Genomic DNA, 14407 nt, shown 5'->3' on the forward strand with positions numbered 1-14407 from the left:
GTTGCGGCCGGGCCCCGCACCGACAGGGCCCGTCGAAACCGCCGCGTGCGTGTTGGCCGCCGTCAGAGCCGGGTGACGTCCAACTGGCCGTCCGCGTACTGCCTGCGCAACACCTTCTTGTCGAACTTGCCCACGCTCGTCTTCGGCACCGACTCGACGATCGTCCAGCGCTCGGGCAGCTGCCAGCGGGCGATGCGCCCCTCCTCGGCGAGGAAGACGCGCAGGGCCTCGAAGTCGGCGGTGGCGCCCGCCCGGAGGACGACCGTGGCCAGCGGGCGCTCACCCCACTTCTCGTCGGGTACGGCGACCACCGCGGCCTCGGCGACGTCCGGGTGGGACATCAGCGCGTTCTCCAGCTCCACCGAGGAGATCCACTCGCCGCCGGACTTGATGACGTCCTTGGCGCGGTCGGTGAGGGTGAGGTAGCCGTCGGGGGAGATGGTCCCGACGTCACCCGTCTTCAGCCAGCCGTCCGCGCTGAACTTGTCGGCGGGGCGGAGGGGTTCGGCGTCGGGGCCGTTGTAGTAGGCGCCGGCGATCCACGGGCCGCGCACCTCCAGCTCGCCCGCCGACTCGCCGTCCCAGGGGAGGCGTTCACCGCCGGGGCCGGTGAGCCGGGCCTCGACGCCGGCCGGGAAGCGGCCCTGGGTGAGGCGGTAGGCGAACTCCTCGTCCGTGCCGGCCGCGTGGGCCGGGGGACGCGCGACGGTGCCGAGCGGCGAGGTCTCCGTCATGCCCCAGGCGTGGCACACGCGCATGCCGAGCGTGTCGAAGGCCTCCATGAGGGAGGGCGGGCAGGCGGAGCCGCCGATCGTGACCTGGGTGAGGGAGGAGACGTCACGGGGCCTGTTGTTCAGTTCGGCGAGCAGGCCCTGCCAGATGGTCGGGACGGCCGCGGCGTGCGTCGGCCTCTCGCGTTCGATCATCTCGGCGAGCGGCACGGGCTGGAGGAAGCGGTCCGGCATCAGCATGTTGACGCCGGTCATGAAGGTGGCGTGCGGCAGGCCCCAGGCGTTGACGTGGAACTGGGGGACGACGACCAGTGAGGTGTCCCGGTCGGTCAGGCCCATCGACTGGGTCATGTTGACCTGCATGGAGTGCAGGTAGATCGAACGGTGGCTGTACACCACGCCCTTGGGGTCGCCGGTGGTGCCGGAGGTGTAGCACATGGCGGCGGCCTGGCGTTCGTCCAGCTCCGGCCAGTCGAACGTGGTCGGCCGGTCCGCGATCAGCTCCTCGTACTCGTGCACCCGTGCGGCGGCGCCCCGCAGCGGCGCACGGTCACCGGGACCCGACACGACGATGTGCTCCACCGTCGGCAGCTTGGGCAGCAACGGCGCGAGCAGCGGGATCAGCGAGCCGTTGACGACGACGACCTTGTCGGCCGCGTGATTGACGATCCACGCCAACTGCTCGGCGGGCAGCCGCAGATTGAGGGTGTGCAGCACCGCGCCCATGGACGGGATCGCGAAGTACGCCTCCACGTGCTCGGCGTTGTTCCACATCAGGGTGGCCACCCGGTCGTGGCCCCGCACGCCGAGTTCGTCGCGCAGGGCGTTCGCCAGCTGCACCGCGCGCGTCCCGGCCTCGGCGAAACTGCGCCGCTGCGGCTCGGCCTCTCCGGTCCAGGTGACGATCTGGGACCGCCCGTGCACCAGCGTCCCGTGCGTCAGGATGCGGGTGACGGTCAGCGGTACGTCCTGCATGGTGCTCAGCACGGAGTCCTCCCGGGGCGGCACTGCCTACGCGGTGGTAGAGGGATGCGCTGATTCTGCTCACATACCGCGCGGTATGTCACTAGGGAGGAGACAATCAGCCTGTCCGGGGGCAGCCCCAGCAGGTCAGCCGCACCACCGGGCCACTAGCGAACCCACTGGCGAACAAGGACCAGCTCGGGGTCCTCGCGCAGCTTGGCCAGCGCACGCGACACCGCCGACTTCACCGTGCCCACCGACACCCCGAGCACCTCGGCGGTCTGGGCCTCGCTGAGGTCCTCGTAGTAGCGCAGGACGACCATCGCCCGCTGCCGCGCCGGCAGTTTCGTGATCGCCCGCCACATGGCGTCGTGCAGCGCCTGGCGCTCGGCCGGGTCGTCGTCGCCCGGCACGGGCTCCGGTTCGGGCAGCTCGTCGCAGGTGAACTCGTCCACCCTGCGCTTGCGCCACTGCGAGGTCCGGGTGTTCAGCAGCGCGCGGCGCACATAGCCGTCGAGCGCCCGCTGGTCCTCGATCCGCTCCCAGGCCACGTAGGTCTTGGCGAGCGCGGTCTGCAGCAGGTCCTCGGCGTCGCTCAGGTTCGCGGTGAGCGAGCGCGCGGTGCGCAGCAGAACCGGCTGACGAGCGCGCACATACGACGCGAACGTCGGATATGTCGGAGCCTCCCCGCCCGGCCGGAGCCGGGAGTGCGGGAGAGTCTGCCGCCTTGGTGCGGCGGCGGCCGAGGCGCTGGTGCAGACGGGTGTGGTCATGGCTCCACGCTAGGAGCGGACCCCCTCCGGCGGATCGCCCCCAGGTCCCGAAGCGGCGTCCCCCTCAGGTTGTAGGGGTGGGGCTGGCTCCACCTCCTGAAGGTGGACGGCGGGTGCACCCCGTCTGCGGGTACGACCCTGACGCCACCCCCAACGCACCTGACTCCGCCCACTGTCCGACCCTGAGACCGAGACGAGCCGACCCGCTCCCGGCACGGTTCAGCGCCGCCGGTCAGCGGCTCGGGGGAGGGGAAGCCGACGTGTGATTCCGGGGGTGGGAGCCGACCCGCGATTCCGGGGGTGGGAGGCGACCCGCGATTCCGGGGGTGGGAACCGGTCGGCGCCTCGGGGGGGGAGCCGGTCGGCCCCTTTGGGGGTGGGAGCCGGTCGGCCCCTTTGGGGGTGGTCGCCGGTCGGCAACTCCAGGGGCTGGGAGCCGGTCGGCGACTCCGGGTGTGGAGCACCGGTCTGCGCCTCAGGGGGTGGGGTCAGCCGGCAACTCCGGGTGTGGAGCGCCGGTCGGCGCCTCGGGAGGGCGAGCCGGTCTGCGACTCCGGGTGTGGAGAGCCTGTCAGGGACTCGGGAGGGGGGAGTCAGTCAGCACCTCGGGGGCGGAGCCGGTCGGCAACTCCAGGGGCTGGGAGCCGGTCGGCAAGTCCCGGTGGCGCCGATCCGCACCGGGGCGAGGAAGCCGGGCCGCGATTCCGGGAACGGGAGCCGGTCGGTAACGCCGCAGGCGGCAGGCGGTCGTCGGTCAGTCGGCTGTCGTCAGGATCAGCCCCGAGGTGGGCACCCCGGTGCCGGCCGTCACCAGGGTCCGGGTCGCGCCCGGTATCTGGTTCACCGCCGTGCCCCGCAGCTGGCGTACCGCCTCCGCTATGCCGTTCATCCCGTGCAGATAGGCCTCCCCGAGCTGGCCCCCGTGTGTGTTGAGCGGCAGCCGCTCCTCGGCCACGAAGTCCGCCGCCTCTCCCTTCCCGCAGAATCCGAACTCCTCCAGCTGCATCAGCACGAACGGTGTGAAGTGGTCGTAGACGATCCCCACGTCGATGTCCGCGGGGCCGAATCCGGACGACCTCCACAACCGGCGGGCCACCGCGCCCATCTCCGGCAGGCCGGTCAGATCGTCCCGGTAGAAGCTGGTCATCTGCTCCTGCCCCCGACCGGCGCCCTGGGCGGCCGCCGCGATCACCGCAGGGGGGTACCGCAGGTCCCGGGCCCGCTCCACCGAGGTGACGACGATCGCCTGCCCGCCGTCGGTCTCCTGGCAGCAGTCGAGCAGCCGCAGCGGCTCCACGATCCAGCGGGACGCCGTGTGTTCGGCGAGGGTGATCGGGCGGCCGTGGAAGTACGCCGCCGGGTTCGTCGCCGCGTACTTGCGGTCCACCACGGCCACATGCCCGAAGACCTCCGGCGTCAGCCCGTACGCGTGCAGATACCGCTGGGCCGCCATCGCCACCCAGGAGGCCGGCGTGAGCAGCCCGAACGGCAGCACCCAGCCGAGCGCGGCGCCCTCGGCCGACGGCTCCCGGTGCTGCACACCGGCGCCGAACCTGCGGCCCGAACGTTCGTTGAAGGCGCGGTAGCAGACCACGACCTCCGCCACGCCCGTCGCCACCGCGAGCGCCGCCTGGAGCACGGTCGCGCAGGCCGCGCCGCCGCCGTAGTGCACCCGGGAGAAGAAGGACAGCTCGCCCATCCCACAGGCCTGGGCCACTGTGATCTCCGGGTTGGTGTCCATCGTGAACGTCACCATCCCGTCCACGTCCGCCGGCGCGAGCCCCGCGTCGTCCAGCGCGGCCCGCACCGCCTCCACGGCCAGCCTCAGCTCGCTGCGCCCGGAGTCCTTGGAGAACTCGGTGGCCCCGATCCCGGCGATCGCGGCGCGCCCGGCCAGGGTGTCGCGCACCCGGGCACTCATGAGCGGCCCTCCGCGCCCGGGTCCGTCGGGACCGTGACCGTCACCGTGCCCGTCACATGCCGGCCGAGGGAGTTGGCGCCGACGACCCTGACGGTGGCGGTGTCGCCGTCGACCGCCTCGATCGTGCCCGTCAACACCATCGTGTCTCCTGGGTAGTTGGGCGCTCCGAGCCTGATGGCGACCTTGCGGAGTACCGCCGTCGGGCCGAACTGGTCCGTGATGTACCTGCCGACCAGGCCGTTCGTCGTCAGGATGTTCATGAAGACGTCCTGCGAGCCCTTCTGCCTGGCCGACTCGGCGTCGTGGTGCACGTCCTGGTAGTCCCGCGAGGCGATCGCCCCTGCCACGATCAGCGTCCGCGTGACCGGGATCTCCAGCGGGGGCAGCTCGGCTCCCGCCGTCAGTGCCGTCGTCGGCGCGGTGTTCATGGCTGACTCCCCACTCGTGATCAACTCCTGTGCAGATGCCGTCCGGCATGCACCATGTAGGCATCGGTGGCGCGGAGTTGGACGGTCTGCCAGTCCATGTCAGGCCTCGCCCTCGCCGTTTCCTTCGACGACCCGGAAGACCGGGAGGATCTGCGCGCCCTCCGCGTCCTCGTAGGTCCGGAACTCCACCCGGACCGGCAGGCCGATGCGCACCTTGTCGTACGGCACCCCGATCACATTGCTCACCATCCGCACGCCCTCGGCGAGTTCGATCAGACCGACCGCGTAGGGCCCCGGCGCGTCGGCGGCGTGATCGGACTCGGTGAAGGCGGGGAAGGGCGGGTGGTGCATCACCACGTACGAGTACACCGTCCCCTCGCCGCTCGCCTCGACCGTGTCCCAGTCCAGGCAGCCGCACGCGTTGCAGCCCGGCAGCCAGGGGTGGCGCAGGGTGCCGCAGTCCGTGCAGCGCTGGATGAGGAGTCGCTGCTCGGCCACGCCCTGCCAGAAGCCGGCGTTGTCCCGGTTGACCACCGGGCGGGGGCGCCGGGCCGGGGGTTTCCGGCGCGCAGGGGCGTACTTGAGGATGCGGAAGCGGTGCGTGCCCGCGAGGGCGCCGTCGACGCGGACGTCCGTGCGGGTCGTGACGAAGTACCCGGCGCCCAGTCTCGTCGTCTTGCGGGCGGAGACCGATTCGATCACCGAGTCGAAGGTGACCTGGTCACCCGGGCGCAGGGACCGTGGATACTCCTGCTCGCAGTCGGTGGCCACCACGGCCGTACAACCCGCGGCGTCGAGGAGGGACAGCAGCTCGTCGTAGGCCCCCGTGCGGCCCTCGTGTCCGGACAGGCCGCCCATCGTCCAGGCCTGGAGCATGGTGGGCGGGGCGATGGCGTCGGGGCCGGAGTAAGCCGGGTTGGTGTCGCCCATGGCCTCGCACCAGTGCCGGATCATCGGCGCGTTCACCGGGTCCTTGCCCGCCCCGGCGACGGCGGCCGGCCGCCCCTCGTACGCCTTGAGCCGCGCGCCGAGTTCGTCGAGATCCGCACCGCCCGCATCCCCGGCCCGCGGCCGCATGCCCTCCGTGCTCACCGCCGCCCCCTCGTCATCCCGAGCCGCATCGTCACGACGATCTCCCGCTGCACCTCGCTCACCCCGCCCCCGAACGTATTGATCCGTACCGTCCTGTTCAGCCGCTGCCGTTCGCCGTCCCCGAAGGCCCCCGGGAAGCCGGAGCGGATCAGGCCCGCCTCGCCGGCGATCTCCTGACACATGCGATACGTCGCGACAGCCGATTCCGTTCCCGCGGATTTCACGCCACTCGCCTCGCCCAGGGGCGGCCGGCCCGCCCCCACATTCGCCAGTAAACGCCGGCTGAGCAGGCGTTTTGCCGCCGGCCCGACATGCGCCTCGGCGCCCCTGAGACCCACCCACGGCTCATCGATGCGGCATCGCAGATTCACCTGATCGGGTGTACGGGCGGCGGTGAGCACGGCGGCGAGGACATCCTCGGCCCGCATGCCGAGGGCGGCGAGCGCGACCCGCTCGTGGGTGAGCCGGCCGGCCATCAGCGACCAGCCCTCGCCTTCGGGCCGGGTGCGCAACGGGGCCAGGGCGGTGCCGGTGGACGGCTCGGTGCAGCCGATCGCGAAGGCGGCGTCCCTGCCGAGAATGCGGGGCAGAAGGTGGGCGTTCTGCCGCTCGCTGCCGTACTTCATGAGGATGGGGCCCACGGTGTTGGGCGCGACCGCAAAGACACCGGCGGCGCCGATGCGGCGCACCGGAGCGCGGGCATCGGTGGCGCCCGCCTGTCCGCGGTGATCGCGGTGATCACGATCATCACGGTGATCTCGGCGGTGGCAGCGGTCGCGGTGGTCCGGCAGCACCGCCCGGAAGCAGCCGCGGAGTTCGGGGCGCGGGCGTTGCTGCCGCTCCGTGGGGGCGAGGTGCACGGCGGGGGCCCTCCCGGCCTCGCGTACCTGACAGGACAGTTTCTGACTGTCCGTCAGATCCAGGTGGCTGTCAAGGTCGAAAACGCCTGCGCGGCGGCACCGAAGTACCGCCGCGCAGACGTGTTACGACCCCGAAGCACGCCCCACGAGGACCCTCACCGGGAGGGGCCTCGCCCGAGGGTCACCACAGGCGGGTGAAGTGGATGGCCACGTTCTCGTTGCCCTGCTGGATGGCCGTCCAGGCGGAGCCGTTGACCTGAGCGGTGTTGCTCTGGTTCGAGGCACCGTTGCCGACCGCGTTCTGCTGCGTGGTGGACGAGTTGCCGTAGTTGTCGTGGCCGACTCCGCTGCCGATGATGCCCGCCACACCGGTGTTGGCGCTCGATCCGTCGTCCGCGAAGGAGCCGTTGTCGGCGGCCGCGACGCCGCTGAACAGGGCGGCTGCGAGCGGGAGCGCTGCGACGGCGGCGAGAACGCGGGCGGTGCGGATGCTTGCCATGTTGTTCCTCCAGAACCGAGAACTCTGCGGCCCTAGGGCCGGAAGTGCGTGAAGTGCGGCTTGTGTCAGGGCAGTTGGCCGACCGCTCTGACCGTGGTGGACGACGTCGCGAGATCAGAGTTGCCCACCGAATCCCCGGCGAACCACCCCGGAAGACCCGATTCGCACGCAAGCGTGATGACAAGTCGATAAACCCCTATCGCCACCTTTCGTCACTTCACTCACCGAGCGGGATCAGATGGCGCTTTCCCTCACCAAGCGACACAAGGGGTGAATCGTTCCCTCACATATCCGGCCAATTTCTCGGCTCCCGGCGCGTCACCACCGACCCCTCTTCACTTTTTCGAACGTACGTACGAACATGGAGGCATGGCCTACACCGACCGTCAGGCCACGACGCTGGCCCTCGCACACGCTCTGTCAGCCGCCGAACGCGGCCTGGCCGTCATCCCCCTGTCCCGTACCAAGCTCCCGGCCCTGCGCTCCCCCCACCGCGACGGCCCCGACCCGGCCGGACCCCGCTGCCACGGCGAGTGCGGCCGCTTCGGCCACGGTGTGTACGACGCCTCGACCGACCCCGTCCGCATCCGCGAGCTGTTCGCCGCCGCGCCCTGGGCCACCGGCTACGGCATCGCCTGCGGGCTGCCGCCGTACCACCTGATCGGTGTCGACCTGGACACCAAGTCGGGCACGAGCTCCTCGACCGCGCTGCGCGAACTGGCGCTGCGCCATCTGTTCACCATTCCGGAGACGGTCGTCGTACGCACTCCGAGCGGCGGCCGTCACCTGTGGCTCACCGGCCCGCCGGACGTCGTCGTACCGAACTCCGCCGGGCGCCTCGCCCCAGGCATCGACATCCGCGGCGCCGGCGGCTACCTCGTGGGCCCCGGCTCCCGCACCGACCACGGCGCGTACACGACCGCCCCCGGCACCGCACACCTCGCGCCCGCCCCCTGCCCGCCGTCCCTGCTGCGCCTGCTGGTGCCACCACCCCGGCCCCCGCATCCGCACCCGGACCCCCCGGTCCCCGTCGACCACGGCCGCGGCCTGGTCCAGTTCGTCCTCTCGGCGCACGAGGGCCAGCGCAACACCCGCCTCTTCTGGGCGGCCTGCCGCGCCTACGAGAACGGCATCGGCGCCGCCCTGGCCGACCCCCTCACCGAGGCCGCCCTGGGCACCGGCCTGTCCGAACGCGAGGCCCGCGCGACGATCGCCTCGGCCGCACGGATGACGGGCCACCGACCGTGACAGCGGGACGCCGCCGGAACACATGAAAAGGGCGCCCCCTCAGGGGGCGCCCCTTTCCAACATCCGCGGTGGGTGTGGGATTTGAACCCACGGTGACTCGCGCCACGACGGTTTTCAAGACCGTTCCCTTAGGCCGCTCGGGCAACCCACCTCGTCCCCGCCCACCTGGGGCGGAGCGGGTACAGCGTACCGGGACCGGACGTCCGGCGGGTGGCGTGGTCCGTGGTGGAGCCTCGGGAGCCGGTACGGGACCCGGGGTGGCCGCCGGCAAGGGCGCCCCTCCCAGGAGAAGCGCCCCTACGCGTGCGTGCCGGTCGGGCCGGTCAGTTGTCGCCGGCCCGGGAGCCCAGGGTCAGCTGGGCCGTGTGTTCCTGGCCGCCGCGCTTGTAGGTGATCGTGACCTTGTCGCCGGGCTTGTGGGTCCAGATGTCGCCGATCAGGGTCGGGCCGCTGTCGATCACCATGTCGTCCAGCTTGGTGATCACGTCACCCGGCTTGAGGCCCGCCTTGTCGGCCGGACCGCCCGGCTCGACCGCGGCGGAGCCGGCCGCGCCCTGGTCAGTGATCTTCGCTCCGCCGGTGGAGTCCTCCAGCGAGACGGAGGCGCCGATCTTGGCGTACACCGGCTTGCCGGTCTTGATCAGCTGCTGGGCTACGTACTTGGCCTGGTTGATCGGGATGGCGAAGCCGAGGCCGATCGAGCCGGACTGGCCGGAGCCGCCGAAACCGCCGCCGCTGCTGGTCGACTGGATCGCCGAATTGATGCCGATGACCGCGCCGGAGGCGTCCAGCAGCGGGCCGCCGGAGTTGCCCGGGTTGATCGACGCGTCGGTCTGCAGCGCGCTCATGTACGACGCCTTGCTGGAGGAGCTGCCGTCGCTGGAGGCCACCGGACGGTTCTTGGCGCTGATGATCCCGGTCGTCACCGTGTTGGACAGGCCGAAGGGGGCGCCGATGGCGATCGTCTCGTCACCGACGGCCACCTTGTCGGAGTCGCCGAGGGCGAGGGGCTTGAGGTCGGACGGGGGGTTCTTGAGCTTGATGACCGCCACGTCGTAGCCCTGGGCGTGGCCGACGACCTCGGCGTCGTACTTCCTGCCGTTCGGGAACGTGGCGGTCAGCTTGCCGCCGTCGAGGGCGTCCGCCACCACGTGGTTGTTGGTGACGATGTGGCCCTGGGTGTCGAAGACGAACCCGGTGCCCGTGCCGCCCTCGCCGTTGGTGCTCTCGGCCTCGATGGTGACGGTGCTGGGCAGTGCCCTGGCGGCCACGTTGGCGATCGTGCCGGGCGCGCGCTTGACCTGAGCGGCGCTGCCGTCGGAGGCGGAGACGGTGGTGGAGCCGTTGTTGTCGTGGTCCTTGGCCAGGGTGTAGCCGAGGCCGCCGCCCAGGCCGCCCGCGACCAACGCGGCCACCAGGACCGCGGCGACGAGCCCGCCGCGCCCGTTGCGCGGCTTGGGGGCGGGTTGCTGGTACGACGCTCCCCAGCCGCCGCCACCGCCCGCGCCACCCGCACCGAAGCCGGCGGCACCGGCACCGGCGTCACCGTAGGGCGCGCCCTCGCCGTAGGGCGGGTTGGCCGGCGGCGGAGGCGGCCAGGAGCCTTCGGGGGCCGAACCAGGGGCGGACGGGCCGGAGGCGTGCGGGGTGGCGGCGTGCGCGGTGGCGGGCCGGCCCGGCTGGGTTTCGGCCGCGGCCGGGGCGTCCTGCGGTACGGGCGGGAGGGCGGCCGTCGGCTCGTTGCCCCCGGGGGTGGAGCCCTGCGGGGAAGTGGCGGGAGCGGCCATCGGCACAGGAGGCGCGGACGGGGCCTCGGGTACCTCGTTGCCCTCGTTCTCGGTGCTCACAGCTCTTCTCCTCGGTCCACGGCTGTTCTTCTGGGTCGCACTCGGTCACGCTCGGCAGCTGTGCATGGTGCTGTGGTCAATCATCGCTGTTCCGTTTGTATGCAGTCAGCTTTTCCCACGAGCCGTCAGAGCACCATAAGCGGTGGCTGTGGGTCCACGGCGAGTCTTTACATAGGGCCTTTACTGGCAAAAGTTACATAAACGGGCACCGGGTGCGCCCGGGCCGCCCCTCGTACCCCCGGACGGTGGCACCATGACGCGGTGACCCACGCACTACAGCGCTCCGTCCAGGTCGTCGCCCACCGAGGCGCCTCCGAAGACGCGCCCGAGCACACCCTGGCCGCCTACAAGAAGGCGATCGAGGACGGCGCCGACGCCCTCGAGTGCGACGTACGGCTGACCGCCGACGGCCATCTGGTCTGCGTCCACGACCGGCGTGTGAACCGTACCTCCAACGGCCGCGGTGCCGTCTCCGCGCTGGAACTGGCCGATCTCGCCGCCCTGGACTTCGGCTCCTGGAAGCCGCGCGAGAGCTGGCACGGACGGGACGAGGAGCCCGACTGGGAGCACCGGCCGGAGGACCGCGAGGAGACCTCCGTGCTCACTCTGGAACGGCTGCTGGAGCTGGTCTCGGACGCCGGGCGGCGGGTGGAGCTCGCCATCGAGACCAAGCACCCCACGCGCTGGGCCGGCCAGGTCGAGGAGCGGCTGCTGACGCTGCTGAAGCGGTTCGGCCTGGACGCTCCGGCCTCGGCCGCCGAGTCGCAGGTCCGGATCATGAGCTTCTCGGCGCGCTCGCTGCACCGCGTGCGTACCGCCGCGCCGACGCTGCCGACGGTCTACCTGGTGCAGTTCCTTACGCCGCGGCTGCGCGACGGACGGCTGCCGGCGGGCGTGCGGATCGCGGGCCCCTCGATCCGCATCGTGCGCAACAACCCCGCCTATGTGGAGCGGCTGCAGCGCGCCGGTCACGGGGTGCACGTCTGGACCGTGAACGAGCCCGAGGACGTCGATCTCTGCGTGAAGCTGGGCATCGACGCCATCATCACCAACCGCCCGCGCGCGGTCCTGCGTCAACTGGGACGTGTGTGACCTCAAGAGGCCGGTAAGGAGCCGTGCCTGTCCCTTGACCCCGCTGTGCGGCTGGGTGAATTCTCCCCTCTTGGCCACACCATTGAAATCCAGCCATACGACGACCGGAGGAAAGGCCTTCGTCACAGGGAGTGCTCCGGCGCGTTCGCTCCGTGCAGGGCCGTTGCGAATGCGTCACCGGAAGCGGATTGGCCGGTTTCCGGTACAGGCCAATGGGGCATCCACACCGTGGCGTGGGGCAAAGGAGGTCTCGGGGGTGGCGTTGGTGGTGGCACAGGAGGTGCCCACGTCGTCGAGCATGGCCGTACCCCATGGCCCTGCGGGCGTGGGGAAGGCGAGACACCGGATGCGTTCGCAGTTGCGCAGCGGTGGCGTGTCCGAATCGGTCGTCGACGATGCCGTACTGATCCTTTCCGAACTGCTGAGCAATGCCTGCAAGCACGGGCGGCCCCTGGGCGACGCGCCGGCCGGTGACGGCGATGTGCGCGCCTCGTGGCGGGTCGACGCGCGGGGCCGGCTCATCGTCGAGGTGACGGATGGCGGCGGCCCGACCCGCCCGGCACCGGCCACCCCGTCGGTGACAGCGCACGGCGGCCGCGGGCTGAACATCATCACGGCGCTCGCCGACGACTGGGGCGTCCGGGACGACGTCCACGGCGAGGTGACGGTCTGGGTGGTGGTCCACCAGGACGTACACGATCCCGATGCCGGGTACCGCCGGGACGGTTTCGCTACGCGCGTCACGTCCCCCGCGCGCCCGGCCCTGCCCGAGCTGGACTTCGCGGACGCGTTCGACGACCTGGACTGACGGACAGTCCGGGGGGCTTGTAATCACGGACACGGTCGAAGAGCTGGGCCGGCGGACGCAGTGCCAGGTCCGACCCGACGGCCGTACGACGGCTCGGCCGGGAGGGCTCGGACCGCGCCGCCGGATGCTCCGAAGTCGTCCACAGGTTCACACCGTTGGAGTCGAGCGGGCGTGCGTTGTCCACAGGTTCCCGCCGGTCATGGCCTGAACGGCTAGGCTCCCGCCCGTACGAGAAGAGCCGTAACCGGGAGACACCCACGATGGCCAAGAAGCGACCCCAGACGAAGGCCGAGCGGCCGCAGCTCAGCGATGCGGAGGTCCCGGTTGTCGGCGCCCGCGAGCCCTGCCCCTGCGGCAGCGGCCGGCGCTACAAGGCGTGCCACGGCCGGGCCGCGGCGCACGCGGTGACCGAACTGGTGCATCGCCCGTTCGAGGGGCTGCCCGGCGAGTGCGACTGGGTGGCGCTGCGCGAGCTGGTGCCGGCCGCGACGGTCGAGCTGACCCTCAAGGACGGCCTGCCCGAGGGCGTCCCGTCGGTCACGCTGGCCACGGTGCTGCCGATGGCCTGGCCGGCACTGCGCCGCGACGACGGCGCGGTGCTGCTCGGCCTGCAGAACGACACGTCGTCCGGTGACCTCAGCCGCGACCTCGCGGACACCCTCCAGCGCGCCCTCACGGCCGAGCCCGGCACCCCGGTGCAGGGCCGCCGCGCCCCGGCCGACGGTCCGCGGCTGCAGGACGTGCTCGACCTCCAGGCTCCGTTCGAGCCGGAGGTGCAGAGCGGCTTCGAGTTCTGGGTGCCGGACGCGGAGAACGCCACGCCCGAGGTGACCGCCTCCCTGGAGCGGGCCAACGCCGCCGCCATCCCGACGGCGAGGCTGACCGGCGTGGACGCCGCGTACTGGTGCGAGACCCCGGAGAAGAACCACCTGCGCTGGGTGATGCCGCATCCGGAGGAGCAGCTTCTGGACGCTCTCGCGCGGCTGCACGCGGCGGGCCGTTCCCACCTGGGCGAGGGCACCCGGCTCGTGGGCTCCTTCCGAGCTCACGGCCTCACCGTGCCCGTCTGGGACCTGCCGAGCGGGGTCACGGCGGACGACGTGGAGAAGCCGGCCGCCGAGTTCGCCGAGCGCCTCGCCGCCGCCCTGGCCGCCACCGAGCCGCTCACGCCGGAGGAGCGCCGGGCGCGTGGCGGACTGACCAACCGGCAGGTCACGCTCAGCTGACGCCGCCGCGCGCGTCTGGCGACTGAACGGTCGGTAAGGCGTGCGCACGGCCCGCGAAACAGGTGACTCCTGTCACAACTCCCGCTGATGACAGGGAAATCGGTGGCCGAATGCCCCAGACGGAATTTGCGAACCGCCGATCTCTTGTTACCGTTCCAGTAGCCCGGTTGCTGGTGCATCCCCCGTCGCCAGCAACCGGGTCTTTCCATGTCCGCGTACCGGGCACAGCCGGTCGCGCAGCGTCAACTCCCGTCGATTGACCCGGAGTTGCCGTCGGCGCCCATCGAGTTGCTGCCGGAGCGCAGCAGCAGCGCGCCGTCGGACCCGTGCGCGGCGAACTCGGTGACGGCCGTGTAGGCGTCCATCCCGCCCCGGCTGTGCTCACGGGGTGTCTCGCAGGTGGCGGGCTCGTCGTCGGCGCCCGTGACACACCGCATCTCCAGGCTGTGGCCGCCCGGGCCCATCAGGCTGAGCACGGAGTCCAGCGGCTTGCCGGTGGAGTTGCGGTAGTAGGTGCGGGCCCAGGTGTCGGCGCCCTGGGCCAGCACACAGGTCTGCGCCTCGATGCCGTCGGGGGAGGTGAGCTGGGGGCCGCACCGCGCGGCGGTGGCCAGGCCCAGCCCGAGCAGCCGAGTGGGCCCGTCGAGCGACGGCAGCTTGGCGTCGGTGGACCCGGCGGCAGCCTCGGACCCGGCGGCGCCCCGGCTTCCGGAGGCGCCTGAAGGCCCCGGGGACCGTACGGCGTCCCGCGGCTTCCCGGCCATGGCGTGCCGGGCCGCCTCGCCCACCGGCCCCGCGGACGCCACGGCCAGCGGCAGCACGACCGCGGCCGTCACGGCGACCGCGAGCGCGAGCAGCCGTAGCTTTCGGGGATCCCGCTCGCGCGACAGCGCCGGCCACAGCACCGACGGCCGCAGCC

At 71.8% G+C, this 14407-nt stretch carries 13 protein-coding genes and 1 tRNA gene; 4 read left to right on the forward strand and 10 right to left on the reverse strand.

Annotated elements, in window-relative coordinates; genetic code table 11:
• Positions 1-62: 62 nt before the first annotated feature.
• The 7 genes from SRB17_RS18595 to SRB17_RS18625 all read right to left on the reverse strand — a co-directional run bounded on the left by SRB17_RS18595 (position 63) and on the right by SRB17_RS18625 (position 7267).
• Positions 63-1718: a long-chain fatty acid--CoA ligase gene (locus SRB17_RS18595; RefSeq protein ID WP_323375873.1), complete on the reverse strand. Its 1656-nt coding sequence runs from the start codon at positions 1716-1718 to the stop codon at positions 63-65.
• Between the two features lie 143 nt (positions 1719-1861).
• A complete protein-coding gene (locus SRB17_RS18600; RefSeq protein WP_153540159.1) occupies positions 1862-2467 on the reverse strand; it encodes a SigE family RNA polymerase sigma factor in 606 nt (201 codons plus the stop codon).
• Between the two features lie 754 nt (positions 2468-3221).
• Positions 3222-4388, reverse strand: coding sequence for a lipid-transfer protein (locus tag SRB17_RS18605; protein ID WP_153540161.1), 1167 nt, complete (start codon positions 4386-4388; stop codon positions 3222-3224).
• Positions 4385-4792, reverse strand: a complete 408-nt coding sequence (locus SRB17_RS18610) for a MaoC family dehydratase (RefSeq protein WP_153541100.1) — start codon at positions 4790-4792, stop codon at positions 4385-4387. The genes SRB17_RS18605 and SRB17_RS18610 overlap by 4 nt, the downstream gene beginning before the upstream one ends.
• A gap of 123 nt (positions 4793-4915) precedes the next feature.
• On the reverse strand, positions 4916-5893 hold the full coding sequence (locus SRB17_RS18615; RefSeq protein WP_153541103.1) for a bifunctional MaoC family dehydratase N-terminal/OB-fold nucleic acid binding domain-containing protein: 978 nt from the start codon (positions 5891-5893) through the stop codon (positions 4916-4918).
• An 11-nt stretch (positions 5894-5904) separates the two neighbouring features.
• Positions 5905-6768 (reverse strand): acyl-CoA dehydrogenase family protein, encoded by an 864-nt coding sequence (locus SRB17_RS18620; RefSeq protein ID WP_323375874.1) that lies wholly within the window; start codon positions 6766-6768, stop codon positions 5905-5907.
• A 181-nt stretch (positions 6769-6949) separates the two neighbouring features.
• Complete coding sequence (locus SRB17_RS18625; protein WP_153540165.1) at positions 6950-7267, reverse strand: hypothetical protein; 318 nt, start codon at positions 7265-7267, stop codon at positions 6950-6952.
• Between the two features lie 369 nt (positions 7268-7636).
• On the opposite strand from SRB17_RS18625, the gene SRB17_RS18630 reads away from it, so the two are divergent.
• Positions 7637-8515, forward strand: coding sequence for a bifunctional DNA primase/polymerase (locus SRB17_RS18630; protein WP_153540167.1), 879 nt, complete (start codon positions 7637-7639; stop codon positions 8513-8515).
• Between the two features lie 66 nt (positions 8516-8581).
• Here SRB17_RS18630 and SRB17_RS18635 read toward each other — a convergent pair.
• Positions 8582-8666: transfer RNA gene (locus SRB17_RS18635), tRNA-Ser, on the reverse strand.
• A 172-nt stretch (positions 8667-8838) separates the two neighbouring features.
• Positions 8839-10362 carry a S1C family serine protease gene (locus SRB17_RS18640; protein ID WP_323375876.1) on the reverse strand — a complete coding sequence of 508 codons (1524 nt, stop codon included), beginning with the start codon at positions 10360-10362 and terminating at the stop codon, positions 8839-8841.
• 261 nt (positions 10363-10623) lie between these two features.
• Here SRB17_RS18640 and SRB17_RS18645 point away from each other — a divergent pair, with 261 nt between their 5' ends.
• The 3 genes from SRB17_RS18645 (at position 10624) to SRB17_RS18655 (ending at position 13488) form a co-directional block, all read left to right on the forward strand.
• Complete coding sequence (locus tag SRB17_RS18645; protein WP_323375877.1) at positions 10624-11454, forward strand: glycerophosphodiester phosphodiesterase; 831 nt, start codon at positions 10624-10626, stop codon at positions 11452-11454.
• Positions 11455-11623: 169 nt separating this feature from the next.
• Positions 11624-12262 (forward strand): ATP-binding protein, encoded by a 639-nt coding sequence (locus tag SRB17_RS18650; protein ID WP_153541111.1) that lies wholly within the window; start codon positions 11624-11626, stop codon positions 12260-12262.
• Positions 12263-12522: 260 nt separating this feature from the next.
• Positions 12523-13488 carry a DUF5926 family protein gene (locus SRB17_RS18655; protein WP_153540169.1) on the forward strand — a complete coding sequence of 322 codons (966 nt, stop codon included), beginning with the start codon at positions 12523-12525 and terminating at the stop codon, positions 13486-13488.
• Between the two features lie 242 nt (positions 13489-13730).
• Here SRB17_RS18655 and SRB17_RS18660 read toward each other — a convergent pair whose 3' ends face one another.
• Positions 13731-14393, reverse strand: a complete 663-nt coding sequence (locus SRB17_RS18660) for a hypothetical protein (protein WP_323375878.1) — start codon at positions 14391-14393, stop codon at positions 13731-13733.
• Positions 14394-14407: the final 14 nt, after the last annotated feature.

The sequence above is a fragment of the Streptomyces sp. RB17 genome, assembly GCF_009604455.1.
In the GTDB taxonomy this organism is placed as follows: Bacteria; Actinomycetota; Actinomycetes; order Streptomycetales; family Streptomycetaceae; genus Streptomyces.

Bases quoted from the DNA above. Each gene is read 5' to 3' on its own strand.
- SRB17_RS18650 (WP_153541111.1), top strand. From the start codon at position 11,624: ATGCGTCACCGGAAGCGGATTGGCCGGTTTCCGGTACAGGCCAATGGG.
- SRB17_RS18615 (WP_153541103.1), bottom strand. From the start codon at position 5,893: ATGCGGCCGCGGGCCGGGGATGCGGGCGGTGCGGATCTCGACGAACTC.
- SRB17_RS18655 (WP_153540169.1), top strand. From the start codon at position 12,523: ATGGCCAAGAAGCGACCCCAGACGAAGGCCGAGCGGCCGCAGCTCAGC.
- SRB17_RS18630 (WP_153540167.1), top strand. From the start codon at position 7,637: ATGGCCTACACCGACCGTCAGGCCACGACGCTGGCCCTCGCACACGCT.
- SRB17_RS18600 (WP_153540159.1), bottom strand. From the start codon at position 2,467: ATGACCACACCCGTCTGCACCAGCGCCTCGGCCGCCGCCGCACCAAGG.
- SRB17_RS18605 (WP_153540161.1), bottom strand. From the start codon at position 4,388: ATGAGTGCCCGGGTGCGCGACACCCTGGCCGGGCGCGCCGCGATCGCC.
- SRB17_RS18625 (WP_153540165.1), bottom strand. From the start codon at position 7,267: ATGGCAAGCATCCGCACCGCCCGCGTTCTCGCCGCCGTCGCAGCGCTC.